At 46.9% G+C, this 15,953-nt stretch carries 17 protein-coding genes; 2 read left to right on the top strand and 15 right to left on the bottom strand.

Annotated elements, in window-relative coordinates; all coding sequences use genetic code 11:
- The first annotated feature begins 553 nt into the window (after positions 1-553).
- Both BSAG_RS15740 and BSAG_RS15745 read left to right on the top strand, forming a co-directional pair.
- Positions 554-964 (top strand): PcfK-like family protein, encoded by a 411-nt coding sequence (locus BSAG_RS15740; RefSeq protein ID WP_005868911.1) that lies wholly within the window; start codon positions 554-556, stop codon positions 962-964.
- 1 nt (position 965) lies between these two features.
- Positions 966-2,213 carry a PcfJ domain-containing protein gene (locus BSAG_RS15745; RefSeq protein WP_008771435.1) on the top strand — a complete coding sequence of 416 codons (1,248 nt, stop codon included), beginning with the start codon at positions 966-968 and terminating at the stop codon, positions 2,211-2,213.
- 99 nt (positions 2,214-2,312) lie between these two features.
- Here the strand turns inward: BSAG_RS15745 and BSAG_RS15750 are convergent, their stop codons facing one another.
- The 15 genes from BSAG_RS15750 to BSAG_RS15815 all read right to left on the bottom strand — a co-directional run bounded on the left by BSAG_RS15750 (position 2,313) and on the right by BSAG_RS15815 (position 15,953).
- Complete coding sequence (locus BSAG_RS15750) at positions 2,313-2,798, bottom strand: hypothetical protein (RefSeq protein ID WP_008771434.1); 486 nt, start codon at positions 2,796-2,798, stop codon at positions 2,313-2,315.
- A 53-nt stretch (positions 2,799-2,851) separates the two neighbouring features.
- Positions 2,852-3,877, bottom strand: a complete 1,026-nt coding sequence (locus BSAG_RS15755) for a toprim domain-containing protein (protein ID WP_008771433.1) — start codon at positions 3,875-3,877, stop codon at positions 2,852-2,854.
- Positions 3,878-3,888: 11 nt separating this feature from the next.
- Positions 3,889-5,277: an ATP-binding protein gene (locus tag BSAG_RS15760; RefSeq protein ID WP_008771432.1), complete on the bottom strand. Its 1,389-nt coding sequence runs from the start codon at positions 5,275-5,277 to the stop codon at positions 3,889-3,891.
- Between the two features lie 107 nt (positions 5,278-5,384).
- The gene (locus BSAG_RS15765) at positions 5,385-5,804 is read right to left on the bottom strand and encodes a hypothetical protein (RefSeq protein ID WP_008771431.1); all 420 of its coding nucleotides are present in this window, start codon (positions 5,802-5,804) and stop codon (positions 5,385-5,387) included.
- A 22-nt stretch (positions 5,805-5,826) separates the two neighbouring features.
- A complete protein-coding gene (locus BSAG_RS15770) occupies positions 5,827-7,773 on the bottom strand; it encodes a type IV secretory system conjugative DNA transfer family protein (RefSeq protein WP_008771430.1) in 1,947 nt (648 codons plus the stop codon).
- 11 nt (positions 7,774-7,784) lie between these two features.
- Complete coding sequence (locus BSAG_RS15775) at positions 7,785-8,168, bottom strand: single-stranded DNA-binding protein (RefSeq protein ID WP_008771429.1); 384 nt, start codon at positions 8,166-8,168, stop codon at positions 7,785-7,787.
- Positions 8,146-9,339 carry an ArdC family protein gene (locus BSAG_RS15780; RefSeq protein ID WP_008771428.1) on the bottom strand — a complete coding sequence of 398 codons (1,194 nt, stop codon included), beginning with the start codon at positions 9,337-9,339 and terminating at the stop codon, positions 8,146-8,148. The genes BSAG_RS15775 and BSAG_RS15780 overlap by 23 nt, the downstream gene beginning before the upstream one ends.
- A 3-nt stretch (positions 9,340-9,342) precedes the next feature.
- Positions 9,343-9,528, bottom strand: a complete 186-nt coding sequence (locus tag BSAG_RS15785) for a hypothetical protein (RefSeq protein WP_008771427.1) — start codon at positions 9,526-9,528, stop codon at positions 9,343-9,345.
- A gap of 18 nt (positions 9,529-9,546) precedes the next feature.
- Complete coding sequence (locus BSAG_RS15790; RefSeq protein ID WP_008771426.1) at positions 9,547-11,019, bottom strand: DUF3945 domain-containing protein; 1,473 nt, start codon at positions 11,017-11,019, stop codon at positions 9,547-9,549.
- Positions 11,016-12,128 carry a DUF4138 domain-containing protein gene (locus BSAG_RS15795; RefSeq protein WP_008771425.1) on the bottom strand — a complete coding sequence of 371 codons (1,113 nt, stop codon included), beginning with the start codon at positions 12,126-12,128 and terminating at the stop codon, positions 11,016-11,018. Before BSAG_RS15795 ends, BSAG_RS15790 begins: the two co-directional genes overlap by 4 nt.
- A gap of 12 nt (positions 12,129-12,140) precedes the next feature.
- Positions 12,141-12,326 carry a hypothetical protein gene (locus tag BSAG_RS0222920; RefSeq protein WP_007564699.1) on the bottom strand — a complete coding sequence of 62 codons (186 nt, stop codon included), beginning with the start codon at positions 12,324-12,326 and terminating at the stop codon, positions 12,141-12,143.
- Complete coding sequence (traM, locus tag BSAG_RS15800) at positions 12,323-13,606, bottom strand: conjugative transposon protein TraM (RefSeq protein ID WP_008771424.1); 1,284 nt, start codon at positions 13,604-13,606, stop codon at positions 12,323-12,325. Before traM ends, BSAG_RS0222920 begins: the two co-directional genes overlap by 4 nt.
- The gene (locus BSAG_RS15805; RefSeq protein WP_008771423.1) at positions 13,593-14,291 is read right to left on the bottom strand and encodes a hypothetical protein; all 699 of its coding nucleotides are present in this window, start codon (positions 14,289-14,291) and stop codon (positions 13,593-13,595) included. Before BSAG_RS15805 ends, traM begins: the two co-directional genes overlap by 14 nt.
- A gap of 4 nt (positions 14,292-14,295) precedes the next feature.
- Positions 14,296-15,351 (bottom strand): hypothetical protein, encoded by a 1,056-nt coding sequence (locus tag BSAG_RS15810; RefSeq protein WP_008771422.1) that lies wholly within the window; start codon positions 15,349-15,351, stop codon positions 14,296-14,298.
- 5 nt (positions 15,352-15,356) lie between these two features.
- Positions 15,357-15,953, bottom strand: coding sequence for a hypothetical protein (locus tag BSAG_RS15815; protein ID WP_008771421.1), 597 nt, complete (start codon positions 15,951-15,953; stop codon positions 15,357-15,359).

Here is a 15,953-nt window from a genome sequence, read left to right as displayed (position 1 = left end):
TTTTCTGCCTCCCTTAATGTGCGTTTTTCATAGCTCCATCTGAGACCCTTTGTTTTTGAACGGCAAATTTATTTCGGTGGATGGATACGAAAGAGTTCCGGTCTTCGCCCTTTGTACCGAAAAAAATAACGCCGGACGGCTTCGCTGTCCCCAACATTTTTTGTCGTCCAAAACTTTTCTAAATCCCTCCTTCCTTATTGATGCGTGCCGTAAAAAAAAGGCTCATAAACTCAGATGGGGCATGAAAGCTCAAAAAAAAGTCGGCAGAAAGAAAAGGCCATCCCAGAAAGGGGTTTTAAAAAAAGGTCTTTAAATCTAGCTGAAGCATAAAATTAGAAGTTTAACAAACTAATTAACAGAAGTATATGCAAATCATTCAATTTGTTTTTTCGGTCATCATCGCTCTTTGTGCAGTGGCTATGTTTGTCGGAGCGGTAATAACGCTAAGTCCGATAAAGGTTGTGTCGGTTACGTTGTTGGCTCTTATTTGCCTATTCTCCTTGTTTCTCGTGAAATTGGCTTATTGTGAAATGAAATCTAAAAATGATATACTATGAAAGTGTCAGAACAATTTAAAAGTACCATCAAGGCATACCTTGATAATATGGCAGCGGTGGATAGTCTGTTTGCTCCAGTCTATCAAAAACCTACAAAGAATATAGATAATTGCATTACCTATATTTTAAACCAAGTGAAGAAAAGCGGTTGCTGTGGTTTTAGTGATGATGAAATTTTTGGTATGGCGTTGCACTATTATCAGGAAGATAATATTGAGGTGGGTAGCCCATTGAAATGTAATGTAGTCGTAAATCATCATGTTGAATTGTCAGAGGAAGAAAAGAAAGCGGCTCGTGAGGCTGCTATCAAAAAATTGCAGGAGGAAGAATTGGCAAAGTTGAAGAAGCGTCAACAAGCCAAACGTGAGAACAACACCGAAGTACAAACCCAGTTAACTCTTTTTTGATATGAAACCCAAGACAAAATTACAAATGGAAATCGTGAATGGGAGCAGGAAGTTAGCTCCCGTTTCAGAGGCCCAAAAGCGTTATGCCTATAAACATTGCTTTGTGCATTATTTCAAGCGTGATGCAAAGGGGAATTGCTTTTGTTTGGATTGTGGGCATACATGGCGGGATAAGGAAGATAAGAAAAACTGTAAATGTCCTCATTGCGGTATGAATCTGAAATTGGAGAATAGCAGGAAAAGGACGGCTATATATAAAGAATATTTTTGTGTGATTACTACATACAAGCAATATCAAGTTATCCGTTTTTTTATGGTGGACTGCCGACTGAAAAAAGGGTCTCCGGCTAATTACTTTATAATTGAGGCGGTACAGTGTTGGATGAATAAAGAGGGCAAGACAGAAACGCTGTCTTTGCTGCGGGGCATGTCTATATTTTATTACGATGCATGGATATATGGAAGTTCTTTGGAATTGCGTAAGCGGAATGTGCATCATGACCGTATTTATGATATTTGTCCGGCAGTTATCTATCCGAGAATGAAAGTGATACCCGAACTTACGAGGAATGGATTTAAGGGTGTCTTTTATGATATTTGTCCGAGTTCCTTCTTTATGACATTATTAACTGATAATCGGATGGAGATATTATATAAGGCAGGGCAAATGAATTTGTTCTTGAGATTTTTAGAGAGAAAATACGGTATGGATAAGTATTGGACGTATGTAAAAATCTGTTTAAGACATGACTATGTGATACATGATGCGGACTTGTGGCTGGACTATGTGGATATGCTGATAGAAAATAAATTGGATGCGAGAAATCCTCATTATTTGTGTCCGTTGAATGTAGAAGAAGCGCATGATTGGGTGATGGGGAAATGTAAGAAGAAATATTCTGAAAAGGATGAAAAAGACTATATTGCTGCCAAATCACGTTTCTTTAATCTTTCGTTTGCGGATGGAAATATTATGGTTCGGGTATTGGAAAGCCTTTCGGACTTTTACAAAGAGGGAAAGTTGTTGCATCATTGTGTATTCAGCAACGCCTATTATAAGAGAGAAGATTCGTTGATAATGTCGGCAACGGTGGATGGAAGGCGCATGGAAACGGTGGAGTTTTCACTTAGCAGGATGGAGGTGTGCCAGTGTCGTGGAAAGTCTAACCAATTATCAGCCTATCATGACCGGATTCTGAATTTGGTACGGGATAATATACCATTGATAAGGGAAAGGATGGTAGTGTAATGAATAGCCCACACATCTAAATGTGTGGGAGTTCTTTTTTGGAATACGCCCAAAAAAGAACCCCAAAAAACGTTGTCGCTACACATCGTTACGCTCGGATTATTTGCTTGCCGGCTTTAGTTTGCCGATACATTTTTCCATGTCGGGAGACAATAGGAAAGAAGCCGTCTTTTTCTGCTGCACCCCTGAGTGTGGCTGGACGATGGCATACCTGCATTTTAATATCTTGCCGATAACTTCCGTACTGTCACGGTGCAGGTACATGGCTTTCATGGCATCCGTTGCTTTCAGGCTTTTTTCGGCTTCCATATAGGCGGAAAAGGACGGTTTGAATAAGGCACGGGGGCTTTCCGCTTTCTGTATGACAGCGGATAATTGTGCGCTTTTGTTGTTCAGGTAGCGCAGGCTGTCCGATACGGTGACGTCTTCTGTTTCCAACACTTCCAGTAGTTCGAACTTTAAATCCGTCCAGGTGCCGTGAGAATCTGTCTGAACCCATTCCGCAATGGCCTTCTCATAGCCGGGTTTGCTGCATGAGGAAAAGGTAATGAGCAGCATACAAAAAAATAAATGCTTGATATTCATATTGATCTGATTTTATAGGTTGTCGTATTATGTGATGGAGCAAATCTATGAGGTTACTGGCCGTCCTCCGTGGAGGAACAGATGCCACACGAGATTTTCAGATCATCGTTCCAATCCTTGTTTTCCGAAAGTTCGACGTTCTTCAGTTCCCGTACCTTGTTGCGGAGTTCATCGTTACTCAGGCTCTCGACATCAGTCGTATCGCCATGAAAGTAACGATGCAGCCATAGGGTGTACTTGTGCCCTTGTTTGTCGTTGTCAAAGATGCTCCGGAGCTCCTTTACCTGGTTCTTGTCAAGAATCAGGCGTAATAGCCTCATTTGTCCTTCCGTGAATGTCCCTTCCGTAGATACATATACAAGATTGAGGTCGCTCCCGGAATGGCGTAATTGATAGTGGGAGATACAGTCTATAAATGACTCCCCGATGTAGAGGATGTCTATCGGGCGGCTTTTGTCATGGTTGCTGGTTGCCAGACAGTCGAACTTGCCACCGATAATCCCTTTGAATGTTTCATTTCGTTGAGAAATGGCTTGCACACCGTTTTCATTGTACATCTTGATGCACACGTTGCGGTAAACACTCCCTTTGTTCTTTACCTCACGAATAAATAAAGTGTCTTTGAAGAACCGGCTTTCAATGCTTTCTTTCAGGATACCTCTTTTTTGGAGATAATTGCCCTTGTAGGGTTGTAGCTGGCTCAAGTAGAATTGAAGTTCGTCCGCTCTCATGCTTGTGTTACCTACTTCATATCGGCTTTTTTCGGGTGTCGTGATGCGGTTGGTGTTGATGTAGTTCTGAAGGATCTCCCCCACCTCGCGCAAGGTCGGCATTTTTCCGGTTGTTTCAAATAGATGTTCCTGCATCAGATCCATGATACTGCGGCCACGCACGCTGTCGCTATGCACGTCCCAATAAGTATATTGGTTCTGCGAGTTCCGCTTGATGACGATGGTATGCGTTCCGTTGCTCATTTTGGGACAGGAGTTGGAAGAGCCTTCCACGATTTTCCATCCCAGCTCCAGCAGGAAATCGGGCAGAGAAATGGTTGTTTTTATCTGATTGAAATCGACTTTCATACGATTGATGGTTAGATGGTTTCTATAATATCTTCTGGAAGAAAGTACCGGATTGATTCCTGATGTTCTGGTTCTTGCTTTAGAAAAAGGACGAGATGTACTTCTTGACCGTCTTTGATAAACGGAAGATGGGCAGCTTTTTCTGATAGAGTCCGGGCTAATCGTTGAGCATCTTCTTTGTTCGTCCATTTACATTCTCCAATGAGTATATGTTTCTTGTCGAATGATTCTGCAACAACATCCAATTCTATCATTGTCCCCTCTTTGTTGCCTTCAGGAAATATTTTTCCCCACCATCTGGAGGCGATATTATAGACAATACCGTCAATCTCGTTGCCACTTATATATTGTCGGCAAAGATGCTCCCAACAGTCACCTACATGTTGGGTAAATTGTGCGTTAATGAGGTGCATGACGGTATCGATACGCCTTAATTCCAAGATAGAACGGTGTGGAGCGATGAAACGATAATAGAACTGTAACATATTGTCATTGATGCGATAGATACCTTTTTTACTCTTTTTCTCACTTTCGCCGAAAGGTATCTCACGTCTTATATAACCTAATTCTCGTAGTTTACTCAGAGGCTCGGATATCTGAGTTGCTTCTTTTCCCGCTCTTGATGCAATTTCAGTTATGCGGTTGACCCCATTTCCGATGATGGAAAGGATGGTGGAGGTTTGTATTGTATCTCGTAAATCGTCCCGAAGAAGTCGTTGCGGTTCTTCGGCCAATATGCCTTTGGTATCTAAAGCCAATTCCCGTATGGCAGTGTCCATATCTGGATAATCTGCACGTAACTCCCAGTAACGAGGAATGCCACCCCAGATGGAATATTCTTCTACTGCGGCAATTGTGTTTACATTTAAAGCTTGGCCGATGTAGGACACAGGAATTGGAGGCAGTTTGATAATTTCATCTGCCAATCCGTATAGAGGCTCTCTTTTGTCCAATACATATCCTTGCATGAGTTGTTGCGATGATCCGCAAATAATCAGGTCATATTTGAGCGTCTTTCCATTAAGCAACTTCTGGATAACAGAAGGTAATGAAGCACAACTTTTAACCATATAAGGAAATTCGTCCAGACAAACGGTTATACGTTCAGATAGCCTGTCGTTTAGTTCCAATAGTAGTGTTTCCCAATCAGGATAAACGACCTTATCAAATCGAGGTATGCTGTAGGCGATAGCTTTGGCAAACAAGGCTCGTTGGTTGGCCTCATTCGTTTGGTCACTCAGAAAATATACATCCTTGTCTTGCATGATCTCTTTAATGAGCGTGGATTTACCGATACGTCTTCTGCCGTATATGACAAGAAACTGGGGTGTTGTTCTTAAAAGAGCATTGCGCAATCTCTTCAAAGAATCCTGTCTGTCTATAAATTGGTTGAACTTCATCTGTGTTAGTTTTATATTATAAGTGAGAAAGATTATCTTTCACAAAGATAATAAAATCCGTTCAAGTGTAAAAGAGAAAATACCTGATTTTTGAATATGGTTGCTTTTTATTTTATGGTACTGTAAACCAAATCAACAGTAGTGTCTATACCGGGAACGGCCTCTAACTGTTTACTCTGGTTGAACACGCTTTCACCGTCTTTCTTTATTTGCAGGGTGATGGTTGCGTTCTCTTTTGAATAGAGGATGCCTTGCACGGTAATTTGGCTGACCGGCTTTTCCGTACTGTATTCCACTTTATCGGTGAAGGTCTCATCTACGGAAAATGCGGAGGTGCCGGTGCGTTCGTTCCTGAATTTCACGCCGTCAAGATTATATATATGTACACTGCCTTTGGGTGAGGTGCCGGTTACGGCTACGGTGATGTGATACATACCGGCTTTGTCTGTTTCCGGTTGGATTTCCTCTCTGTTGCATGAAGCCGCCAATAAGCAGGCTGCCACTAATAATGAATGGATTTTTCTCATGGTAGGATTCTTTTGTTGAATGTTATCGGATGATTTTTTGTTCTGTCTTATGTGTCCCGGCTGCCGGAACTGCTGACTTTTCTTTTAATTTGTCCTCTATCTTTTTAAGGATAGCGTTGACATCTTCAATGATTTTAATGTAGTTCTGCTGGATAATCTCTTCCAGGATTTCCAGTTCCATCTCTTCTTTGCCGTTGCCTAGTCTGACCGGCAAGGAGAAACGGGGTATCTCCTTCTCTTCAAAACGGCACATATCCATCTGCACGTTGAAGAATGGCGGCTTGCCTCCGGCAATCTTGCCGATGAAGTGCCCGGCTGCTTGCCCGGCAATGTCCCTTGCCTTTAAGACCTTTTCTTTTTGCAGGCTTTCCGTTACGCTGCCGCTTCCACTTGTCTGGTGGGAATAGGATTCCTGTGCCTCTTTTTTCTCGCCAAGCAGGTTCTCAATGTCCTTGGCCGTCTTCTCGTTTCCGGTCATGCCGTAGGCTTGTGTTCCGCAAGAGGCTTTCAGGATGTTGGCACTCTTCTCTCCATAGTCCCTGACCGCTTGGTTGAAGTCCTGGACGGCAAGGATGGTGGCGACATTGTGTTTTCGGGCGGTACCGATGAAGGTGTCGATGCCTTGTAACAGGATGGTCGGAAATTCATCTACCATGAATACGCTGGTTGCTTTGCCGGGATTGTTCATCTGCGACATCAGTACGCTGCCGATGCAGGAAATGGCGGGAGATACGGCCTCCTTGATGGTGGGCGCATTGCCTACGCATAACAGCGTTGGGTGTTCCTTGTTGGTTATATCCAAAGAGAACTCTTCTTCGGGAAGTGGTGACAACACCCAGAAGATGTATTTGTTGTTCAGGAGTACCAGCGGAGTCTGTGCGGATGATACGGCTCCGGCTGTCTGCTGTTGTGCGCCCAACTTCCAGGCAGTCAGCATCGAGGACATGTTCAATGCGATTTCAGGATCTTCCGACAGCCAATGGAATACCAGGTTGCTGTCCGAAAGGGCAAGGGCTATCACATGGGGCAACGTACAGATGCCAAGCTCCCTCTCCTTGAAACATTTGTAGGCGATTGAATAGACGTAGTTAATGGCATTGTTGGCCCAAAAGTCTGTTTTTTCTTTCCAACTGGCTTCCAGATTTTTCATCAGCGTGATGATGATGTTACGGATGAATAGCGATTCGTTGCCCTTTGACATATATTTCGGAGAGAGTACGTTTACCCTGACCGTGCGTGACATATCCACGAAATTGATATAGGCGAAACGGGGTGTCTCCACTCCTTTAGCCCGGAAGTATTCAATGCTTCCGTAGGCGATACGTGAGAGGATGGGTGACTTGTCCTTGGTGGGATCACCCTCCCAGTCGTACACGAATCCGGCATAGTTGCGCTCGGCGCACTGGTAGATGATTCCCTTGATCCAGCTTTCCGATTTACCGCTTCCCGGACCGCCGTCAATATAGACATTCTGCTGCGGCTTATGGATGACCAACGGCCCGGAGGTGGTCTCAAAGCGGAAGTAGAAAGCTGATTCTTCCCGGCTTAACCCGAAAATGCTGTCATCGGATTGGGCATGGCGCCGGATGAAATAAGGCAGAGTCTTGATGACAAGCAGCGTGTACGCCACAAACACAGTAGGAAACACAAATAGGTTATACCACGCTGATAACCGGCTGAATCCGATAACCAGCATGGATGCCGAAACCAATGTCATACTGGTGTAAACCCATTTCTTGTTTTCGTCTTTCACCTTGCCTACCGGGAAGAGAAAAGCAAGACCGCCGATCAGGATGACGTAGAGAAACCGGAATAGGGCATCCTTTTCCATCAGCCTTTCCCACATGGCCGGATTACGTAGTGGAGCGTATAATCCCGTAACGATAGCCCACTGAAACAGTACGGCTGTCCCGATGAGCGTGGATAGCAGGATCAGGATGAATGACAGGTCTTTCTTTTCTCTTTCCATGGCCGTTGCAATTATTGGGGTTGTCCGGTTGCCGTTCCGTCACCGTTCTCTTTTTTCTCAGCCTTTCCCAGTAGCTCAATGCGTGAGACGGTCAGGCTGACGGATGGGATGTGGCTACCGTCATCCTTCTGGAATACATCGGCATACACATCGCCGCAGACATATACCTGTGTCCCTTTTTTCAGATACTCAAAGACCTTACTCTCGTAATTTACGAAGCAGCATACCCATAGGGTCTGTTCCTCGTTGTTCACGTTCTTGTACTTGGTGGATACATGGAAGTTGAATCCTTTTCCGTTCTTGTTCTGCCGGGCATCCGCACCGACATAACCGATAATTTGTCCTGTAAACATAATGATGGTTTTTAAAAGTTTATAATCCGAGCTGTGGCTCATTCGTATTTTTCATGGCCGGTTCCGCTTCCATGACAGGCAGCGAAATGCCGAAAGTGCCGTATAGTGTTTCAAGGTTGCTTGCCGTGGGATGGTTGGCGGCGAGGTTTTCCAATTGTCGGGATGAAGGAATAAAACCTTCATTCTTCATCTGCTCCAATACCGGACGGTTGTCTTGCAGGACGGCCAGCGTAAACCGTTCCTCCGGTGTGAGGTACTGTTCCATCCGTGAGGCGTGTTCCTGAATCATATTACTGGCTTTGCCTACATCGGCAAGGATGTTATAGATGAATTTGGGATCTTCTTTCAAGGCTCCCAGCCAGTTCTTTAGATACATGGCATTCTCTTCCCGGATATAGGTGGATATGCCCAGGCTTTGCCCGACGGTAGCGGAGGTGAGTTCGGCAACCAGTTCCTCTTTGGCATATTGCTTGTCTCCGAAAATCACGCCTTTTTCCCGGTTCAGATGCTCAGGCTCCCCAGTCGAGTGCGCCATCTCATGAAGTAGTGTGGAGTAGAAATTCTCTCCGTCCTTAAACTGCCCCTTCAGGGGTACGACGATATGGTTATCTTCTCCCCTTGCATGGTAAGCACTATTTCCTTCCTTGGAATAAATGGGGCAGATCCATTGCTGTTCCCGTACCATCGCATCAATCAGAGGCACGGTGAGCATCCCTTGCTCGTCCTTGATGGCCGGTATCTTGAATTGCTCCTTCAATGCTTCCCATTTCTCCGGTTTCGTTTCCTGAAGATTGGTCTGCTGTACGTTGAACACATTGTATGTCTTCAGAAACGGCGTGACCTTATATTCCTGCTGCTCGTTTTTATCCAGGTTCTTATATACGTCGAAAGGTATTTTCTTTCCGTTCTTGTCTCTTACTGAGAAATTCCAGTAAATGACCGGGAATGACTTTTCTCCTTTCAGTATGTTAAGGCCGCTGTCTTTGGCTTGCATGAAGGTCATATAGACCGGCAGGCTGTACTGCTCTTTTTCCGAAAGTAGAAACAACATGAAGGAATTTACTCCGTTGTAGGTTCTTCCCTCGATATTTTGCGGAAGTCCCCCACCCTTTATCCCGAACCAAGGCTTCTGCCAGTTGTCTTCCACCTGCTTTATCTTTTCGATCATCAGTTCGGCGAAACGCTGTAATGCTTTGTCACTTGCTGTATCCATGATTTATTGGTATAGATTTCTGTTCTCGTAATCAAGCAGCCATTCTCTGGCCGTTTGGTTGTTTATCTCTTGCTGCTTGGCAGCCATCTCTTCTTGATAGGCTTGTGCAAGCTCTTCCTGTGCAAGTAGAAACTCTAAGTCACAGATTTCTCCTGCAATGTTTTTCTGTACTAATTCATCGTAATCCATAATTCCTGATTTTTTAGGTTATAAGTCATTGAAAGCCCGGTTGATGGTGCTGGCTATCGGACGGGCCATTTCCTTGCTGTTGTCGGGTTTGGGTGTGCTGGCCAGTTTGACATCTCCCAGTGTCTTTGTGCTGCCTTCCATCCCGAAAATCTTTTGTACGGCTATCAGCGTGTTGGCTTGCACACCCGTTTCACGCATCCGGGTAAGGTCTTGTTGGGTGAGCCGGTACCCTTCTTTCTGTATCTCTTGGATGACATGAAAGTTGTCGGTCTGTGCGGCATCCAACAGACGTGCGGCCTGCCTTTCATGTTCGCCCTGTTCTTCCGGCTTGGTGCCGAACAGCTGGATGACTTCATGGGTTTGCCTTTCATCCAGACCGTGTTCCTTACCGATTCCTTTGATAAACTCTTCACTGGGTTTATATCCTTCCTCTTTGAGCTTCCCGATTTTTTCAAAGTCATGTTTGCCCACCGCTTCCTTAAACTCGGCTTCCATATTGCGCCCCTCTTCGTGTTTTTGCTCTTTTGCAGCCTCTATGTTGGCCGCATGGGCTTCCAGTTTGGGGGTCATGGCCTTGATCAGCTCTTGTGCCTTGCCGGGAGTGATACTCTGTATGTTCTGTATCATGACTCCTTTCCTGTCATCCGTCAGTTGGATGTCGGCAATGAAGTAGCCTTCCGGACTGTGCAGCAGCTTGTTCTCCAGTGCATGGCCGTTGGCGAGCAGGTATTTGTCGGCTTTGGTTAACTTGTAGCCGCCATATTCGCTGGTCTGCCCGATGATATCGGGAATCTTGATTTCCTGGTTGGTGCGCAGGATGACGGAGTTCAGATCCCGGTCAACTTGCAGCAGGATGTCCTTCTTATTTACGGTGATGGGTACGATGTCACCGGCAAGCAGCTGTTCTTTCTCTTTCTTGCCCAACTTCTTTCCCAGCACCTTGTCCGGGATAACCAACGCCTCTTTGCGGTAGAATACGGAGATTCCGTCATCGTTTAAACGGAGCTTCCCCGGTTTGCCGTGTATCTCCATCAAATCAGACATGATACCCTTTTCCAGCTTGGTGCCTTTCCCGTCGAGGATGTTCCCTTGCTTGTAGGCGTATTCATAGAGCGACTGTCCGGTGTAGCATACCTTCAGGCGATGGTCGATGACGGTAAAGCCGTCCTTGTCATGTCCCTTCAGGTTCTCCCACCGCTTGATGCTGATGCCCTCCTTCTCCAGCTCGGCGACATATTTAGGATCATTGGCACGTTCCTTGTTAAAAAGGGCGGATACACGTTCTTTTGATTGGTCACGAAGGCTTTCATCGTACTTTGCTCCGGCTTTTTCCCTGATTTCGCTTACGCTCATGCTCAGCTCTTCCCCGTCTTTGCGGAACCGGAAATATCCGTCCCGGTATTCGGTCTGATAGCCCAGTGATTCGGCGATGCCGCCGAACTGTCCCACGTTGTCGAACATATAGGTGTCTAATGCTTCTCTCAGTTTCATGGCTGTGGCTTGTATAAGGGTTCTGCGGAAAGGATGTATTCGTTCAACACGGCCAGCTTGATGTGCCGCCCGCCGTTTCGCTCGTAAATCTCGATCTCGAATACCTTATCATCGGGTATCGTGAATTTGTCGAAACCAAGTATCAGCCGGTTCCGGCTCTTGCCCTTGATTTTCGTATCAAAATCTTTCTGATAAATAGGTTCGATGGTCGTTTCTTGCTGGATGGCGTTCTTGCTCTTCTTCTGGTCACGCTGGAAACATTTGACAAACTCGATGTCGTAGTCGATGTATGATTTGTTTTTCAGGTCAAAGATGAAAAACATGAAGTCCTCATGCACATACAGATTGGCCATTGACAACTCAAACTTGTTCTCGATGACCCCCAGGCTGTAGATGTTGCGCTTCTTGGTGCGCAGCTCTTGGATGCATCTTTCCATTTCCTCGCTGTTCACATCCACATGGGCGGTATATTTGCGCTGGTCATCGAAATTGTAGGTGAATACGGAGGTATTGCCCCGTTTGATGGTGATGTGGTAAGTGTTCATGGCCTTATCCACCACAAACAGGTTGGAATATGCCACGGCATCTTTGGCGGTTGATACTTTCAACTGGTTGTTGTAGGCGGCCAGAGTGAAGGACACCTCGTTGCCGGGCGTTCCGTAAGCGATGTCCTCCGGAAAGAAGAACTCGGCCAGATGGAGGTCGCTGACTTCTGCCTGATAGTCATGGTGCTGCCATTTCCCGTTGTCCTCGTAAATGTTCGGGTGCGAATCCGTGCCGCTTTCGGGAAGGTAGCGGATGTGATAGGTGTAAACGCTTCCGTCGATGCAGACTACGGTCAGGTTGGTCTCTTCGGTGAATCCTTCCGCTTGCGCCGAGAGCCTGACGATATGGGGCGCCTCTTCTACCCGGCTGGCCATGACAAGCTCCTGTTCGCCGATGGCGATATCAGATACTTGCACAGGGAATACCAGGTGTTTCACACAGTCGAAAGAGATAAAGATGTCTTTTTGGCTGATGGCTTGTTGCCGGGGAGTGCCGTTTTCCTGAGCGAAGAGCGGCAGACTGCACACAAAGCAGTAAAACAGTAGATAAATATATTTCTTCATGTTGTCGATATGTTAAACGGTTCTTGAAAAAAAGGCGGTGAATACGGTAATGCCCCATAGAAGAAGCAGGGTAATGCCGAAAGAAACGGTCAGCGGACGGATTTCTTTAAAGGCTCGTCCGTTCCGGCGTGATACGTAGATCCGATAGCCGAAAAAGACCGCTGACAGCGCAAGCAGGTAATTGAGAATGTCTATCATAATTTGTCTATCAATGTTTGAAGGGGATGATTTTTCTTGTTCGTTTTCTCTTGTTCCATTTGCTCATAGAGCTTCTGTAACTCCGCTTGCACGGCTTGCCTGCGCAACTTCGATTCCTGACTCTCTTCCTGGATATACATTTCGTAGTTGGACTTGAGATGTACCTTCACTTGTGAGAGGCTCATGTTCAAGATTTGCTTGGCTACCTGGGTGGTGGCGTTGACTACGCTGGTCACTTCGCTGGCCATCGTGCCGATGGAAGAGAGCGGCATGTCGATGTTCTGTACAAGACCTTGTTCCATACGCTTGGCTGCACTGGCTTTCAGGTTATTGGGCAGGTTCAAACCTTCCATGGCATCATTGTCGAAGACAACCACCGATACGGGATTGAGGTTGTCTCCTACCTTCAGGTTGCTGACCACCACATCGAGGCGGTTGGCTCCCAAAGTGGCGACACCGTAAAACAGCGTGTTGGCCGGTATCTTCATGCCGGATAGGGTTACGTCCTGAAGCAACCGCATCCGTACCGTACTGCCCGTGACTACGGTCTGGTCGCCGTGGATGCAAGCCCTGAAGAGGTTGCTGTTTCCCGGTGTGGAGGTCGGTTGGCGGCGTACCCGCTTGCCGTTTTCGGCACGGTAGATCGGGCCTTTTTGCATCAGGCTGTCGGCGGATGGATGGCCGGAAGGGTTGGCAGCGGCTTTCTCCGTTTTTCCCTCTTGGTCATAATTGACAATCCGTTCATACATGCGCTTGCGGTATTTGTCGGATTCTTCCAGTTCCTTGCGGATGCGTGAGTTCTTCTTGGCTTCCCGGATAATCTCGTTGAGCGCCTGCTCGTCCTCCAGTCCGTCCAGTTGGCTTTCCAGCTGATGAGAGAAGCGTCCGTTCCGGCCACCTCCGTATTCTGCCATGACTTCGCTGTACGGATCGTTCTGCATACGGCGGATGCGCTCCAGTGTGGCACGGTCATACCGTTCCTGCTGGTTTTGCAGCTCGAAGTAAAAATCAGATCCTTTGACTTGAGACTCTTTCAGGATGCGTGCCTTCTCCTGCTCTTCCAGTTTGTCCTGCTTATAGGCTTCCATCTTGTCGTTCACCTTGTCGGCCATTTCCGACTGTGGTTCCAGAAAGGCTTGCGAGGCGGTCTGTCTGTCACTCCCTGACGGCACGTTCCCGTCCTCACGGATGAAGAATACATAAAGGAAGAGGATGCCCAGGATTACCGGGATGGCCATCAACAGCTTGTTCTTGTCTTTGATAAGTTTATTCGGTTCCATGGTCGGTTGGTTTAGAGGTTTCTGACTGGTTTTCATTCTTGCCCGGAGAAGCTGCCTGCGATGTGTTGGCGCCGTTGCTTTCCACGGGTTCGGAATAGCGGACAATCCAATCTTCTATCTTGGCTCCGTGCGCATTTTCCTCGCTGCGGGACAGCATATCATAGATGGTGAACTCCGCTTCGATATTACGTGAGATGCTTCCCCGTGCCCGGTACCCGGTCTGCGTGAAGATTATCTTTCCGGAAACGGGTATCGTTTGGGTGTTAATCTCTACATCCTTGATGCGTACCCCGTAACGGATATTCTTTTGTATGAGTGAGTTCAGCATATTCACATCGTTGTACTCGTTCAACAGCTCCTTCCCCTTGTTGCCTATGAGGTTGAGCGCAAGCGAAATGTTCTTCTCGTAGCTGCTTTCGTCAAAGGCATACCAGTGGGTTACGAAGGTCTTTACATGGTTCATGTATTCGTATTGCCGCATATCGCTGGCAGACAGGCTGCTTGCCTCATAGACTTCTCCCTGCCTGTCGATGACGAGAGCCTGGCCGTATGCTTTTTCTATTTTGTTGATAAGGAAGATGATACTGCTGGCAAAAGCGATAGTCAGGATGATGCAGTACCCGGCTGAAAGCCGGATAGTCAGCTTGACCGCATCATCTGCTCCTTTGAATTTCATCAGATTCATAGTTCTATTTTTTATTGTTGTCGTTTATGAAACTTGCCCCGATAGAGGCGGCACCGCCTACGTTGGTCAGCTTGCCGCCTGCCGCTGCGCCTCCCATCAGGGCGATGGTGGCCGCCGTGGTGACGATTGACACGGTTTTCGAAATGATTTTCCCGGCATCGCTGTGTCCTACGATTTTGGAGGATAGCCAGAAACAGCTGCAATAAGCACCGATTAAGGCGAGATCCATTCCTAAATATTGTATCTGCTGCGTAGCTGCGTCTACCATGTCGGCACTTTCCGTATAGATGGCCTTGAAGGTCTGCCACATGATTTGATTCAGGATATTGATGACGGTGAATACCATACAGGCGGAGCAGAGCGTACCGAACCAGATACTCAACTGTTTCTGAAAGACCGGCAGCATGCTTACGGCAAAGACAAACGGGCCGAGAATGACCAATAGCTTGACAATGACCACGCCGATACCCAAGATGACTACTTGTATGATTCCTACCAATAGGGCGGAAATGCCATGAAGTACAAGGGTGGCGAGGTTGGCGGGGTTGAGCAGCTGCACAATCTTCTCCACGCTGGAGCGTACACCGGTCATTTCGTCCTCTTCCATCTTTTTATCCAGTTCGTGCTGCATGGCGCCGGTGTTGTCTTCTCCGGCTGCTACCTCCGACTGGAGGCTGTGTTTGTCGTATTCGACAATCATCTCTCCTTGTTCGGTGGCTGATTGTGCCATGAACTGGGCAAATTCCTGCGCACGCTCGGAGGTCAGCGAGGTGGCTTCGTTGATTACTTCCATCGTGCCTACGATGGTTTGGGCGATGGGGGTGTACATGCTTAGGCAGAAGAACAGTACCAGGCAACGGGCGATTTCCATCATGTCGGGAAATTTGTCCTCATTCGGGCTTAACAGCTGGCTGGCTCCGTGATAGAGATAGTTGTATGCCAGGTTGCAGATAAAGCAGATGACACCAACACCGAAGGCGATGACCGTCATTTGCGAAACGAGTTCCATCGTCAGACCGTCCGTGATCTGAAGTCCCCAGAGAAAATTATCTTGATTCATAACGTTTAATTGGTGTGTCGTGTGAAAGCGGCCAACCGTCCCTGGTAATAGGTCTTCCGGTTATGCCCCTTCATGGATTTGTAAATGACCGTGGAACGCACGGATTCGTTAAACTCACGCATCTCTTCGGCGGCTTTTTCCACCGATTCCTTCACCTGCTCGATAAAGGACATGCGCCCTTCCGAGTTCATTGAGAAGTAACTGGTCACGGTGGCCACCTTGAACAGCAGGTCGGTACTCAGGCTCAGATTGACGGTCACACGCTGAAAGTTGAGAAATTTCAGGCAGTGGTAATTCGATCCTACGTTCAGGTAAAAGCTGTAGTCGCTGCTCAGGCAGGCTACGTCGTCCAGCAGGTCGGCAAGCTCTTTCAGTGATTTGAGTTCCTTCAACTGGTCGATCTTTTGCAGGCCGAGCCGCAGTTCCTGGGCATCGATCATTTCATTGATTTGTGTAACCCATTTCTTGACATTGGCGATCCATTCCGTTGAGTTCAGCAGGGTGTGGCCGGGATCATGCACGACGAACTGGGCATGAACACTGCCGGTTCCCGTCAGCCCCATCGAGGCGGCAAGTCCGAGTATGAGAATGATTCTTTTCAT

This window comes from Bacteroides sp. D1, assembly GCF_000157095.2.
Lineage (GTDB): Bacteria > Bacteroidota > Bacteroidia > Bacteroidales > Bacteroidaceae > Bacteroides > Bacteroides xylanisolvens.
The sequence above is the reverse complement of the archived record's forward strand: the minus strand, read 5'-3'. Positions and strand labels throughout refer to the sequence as shown.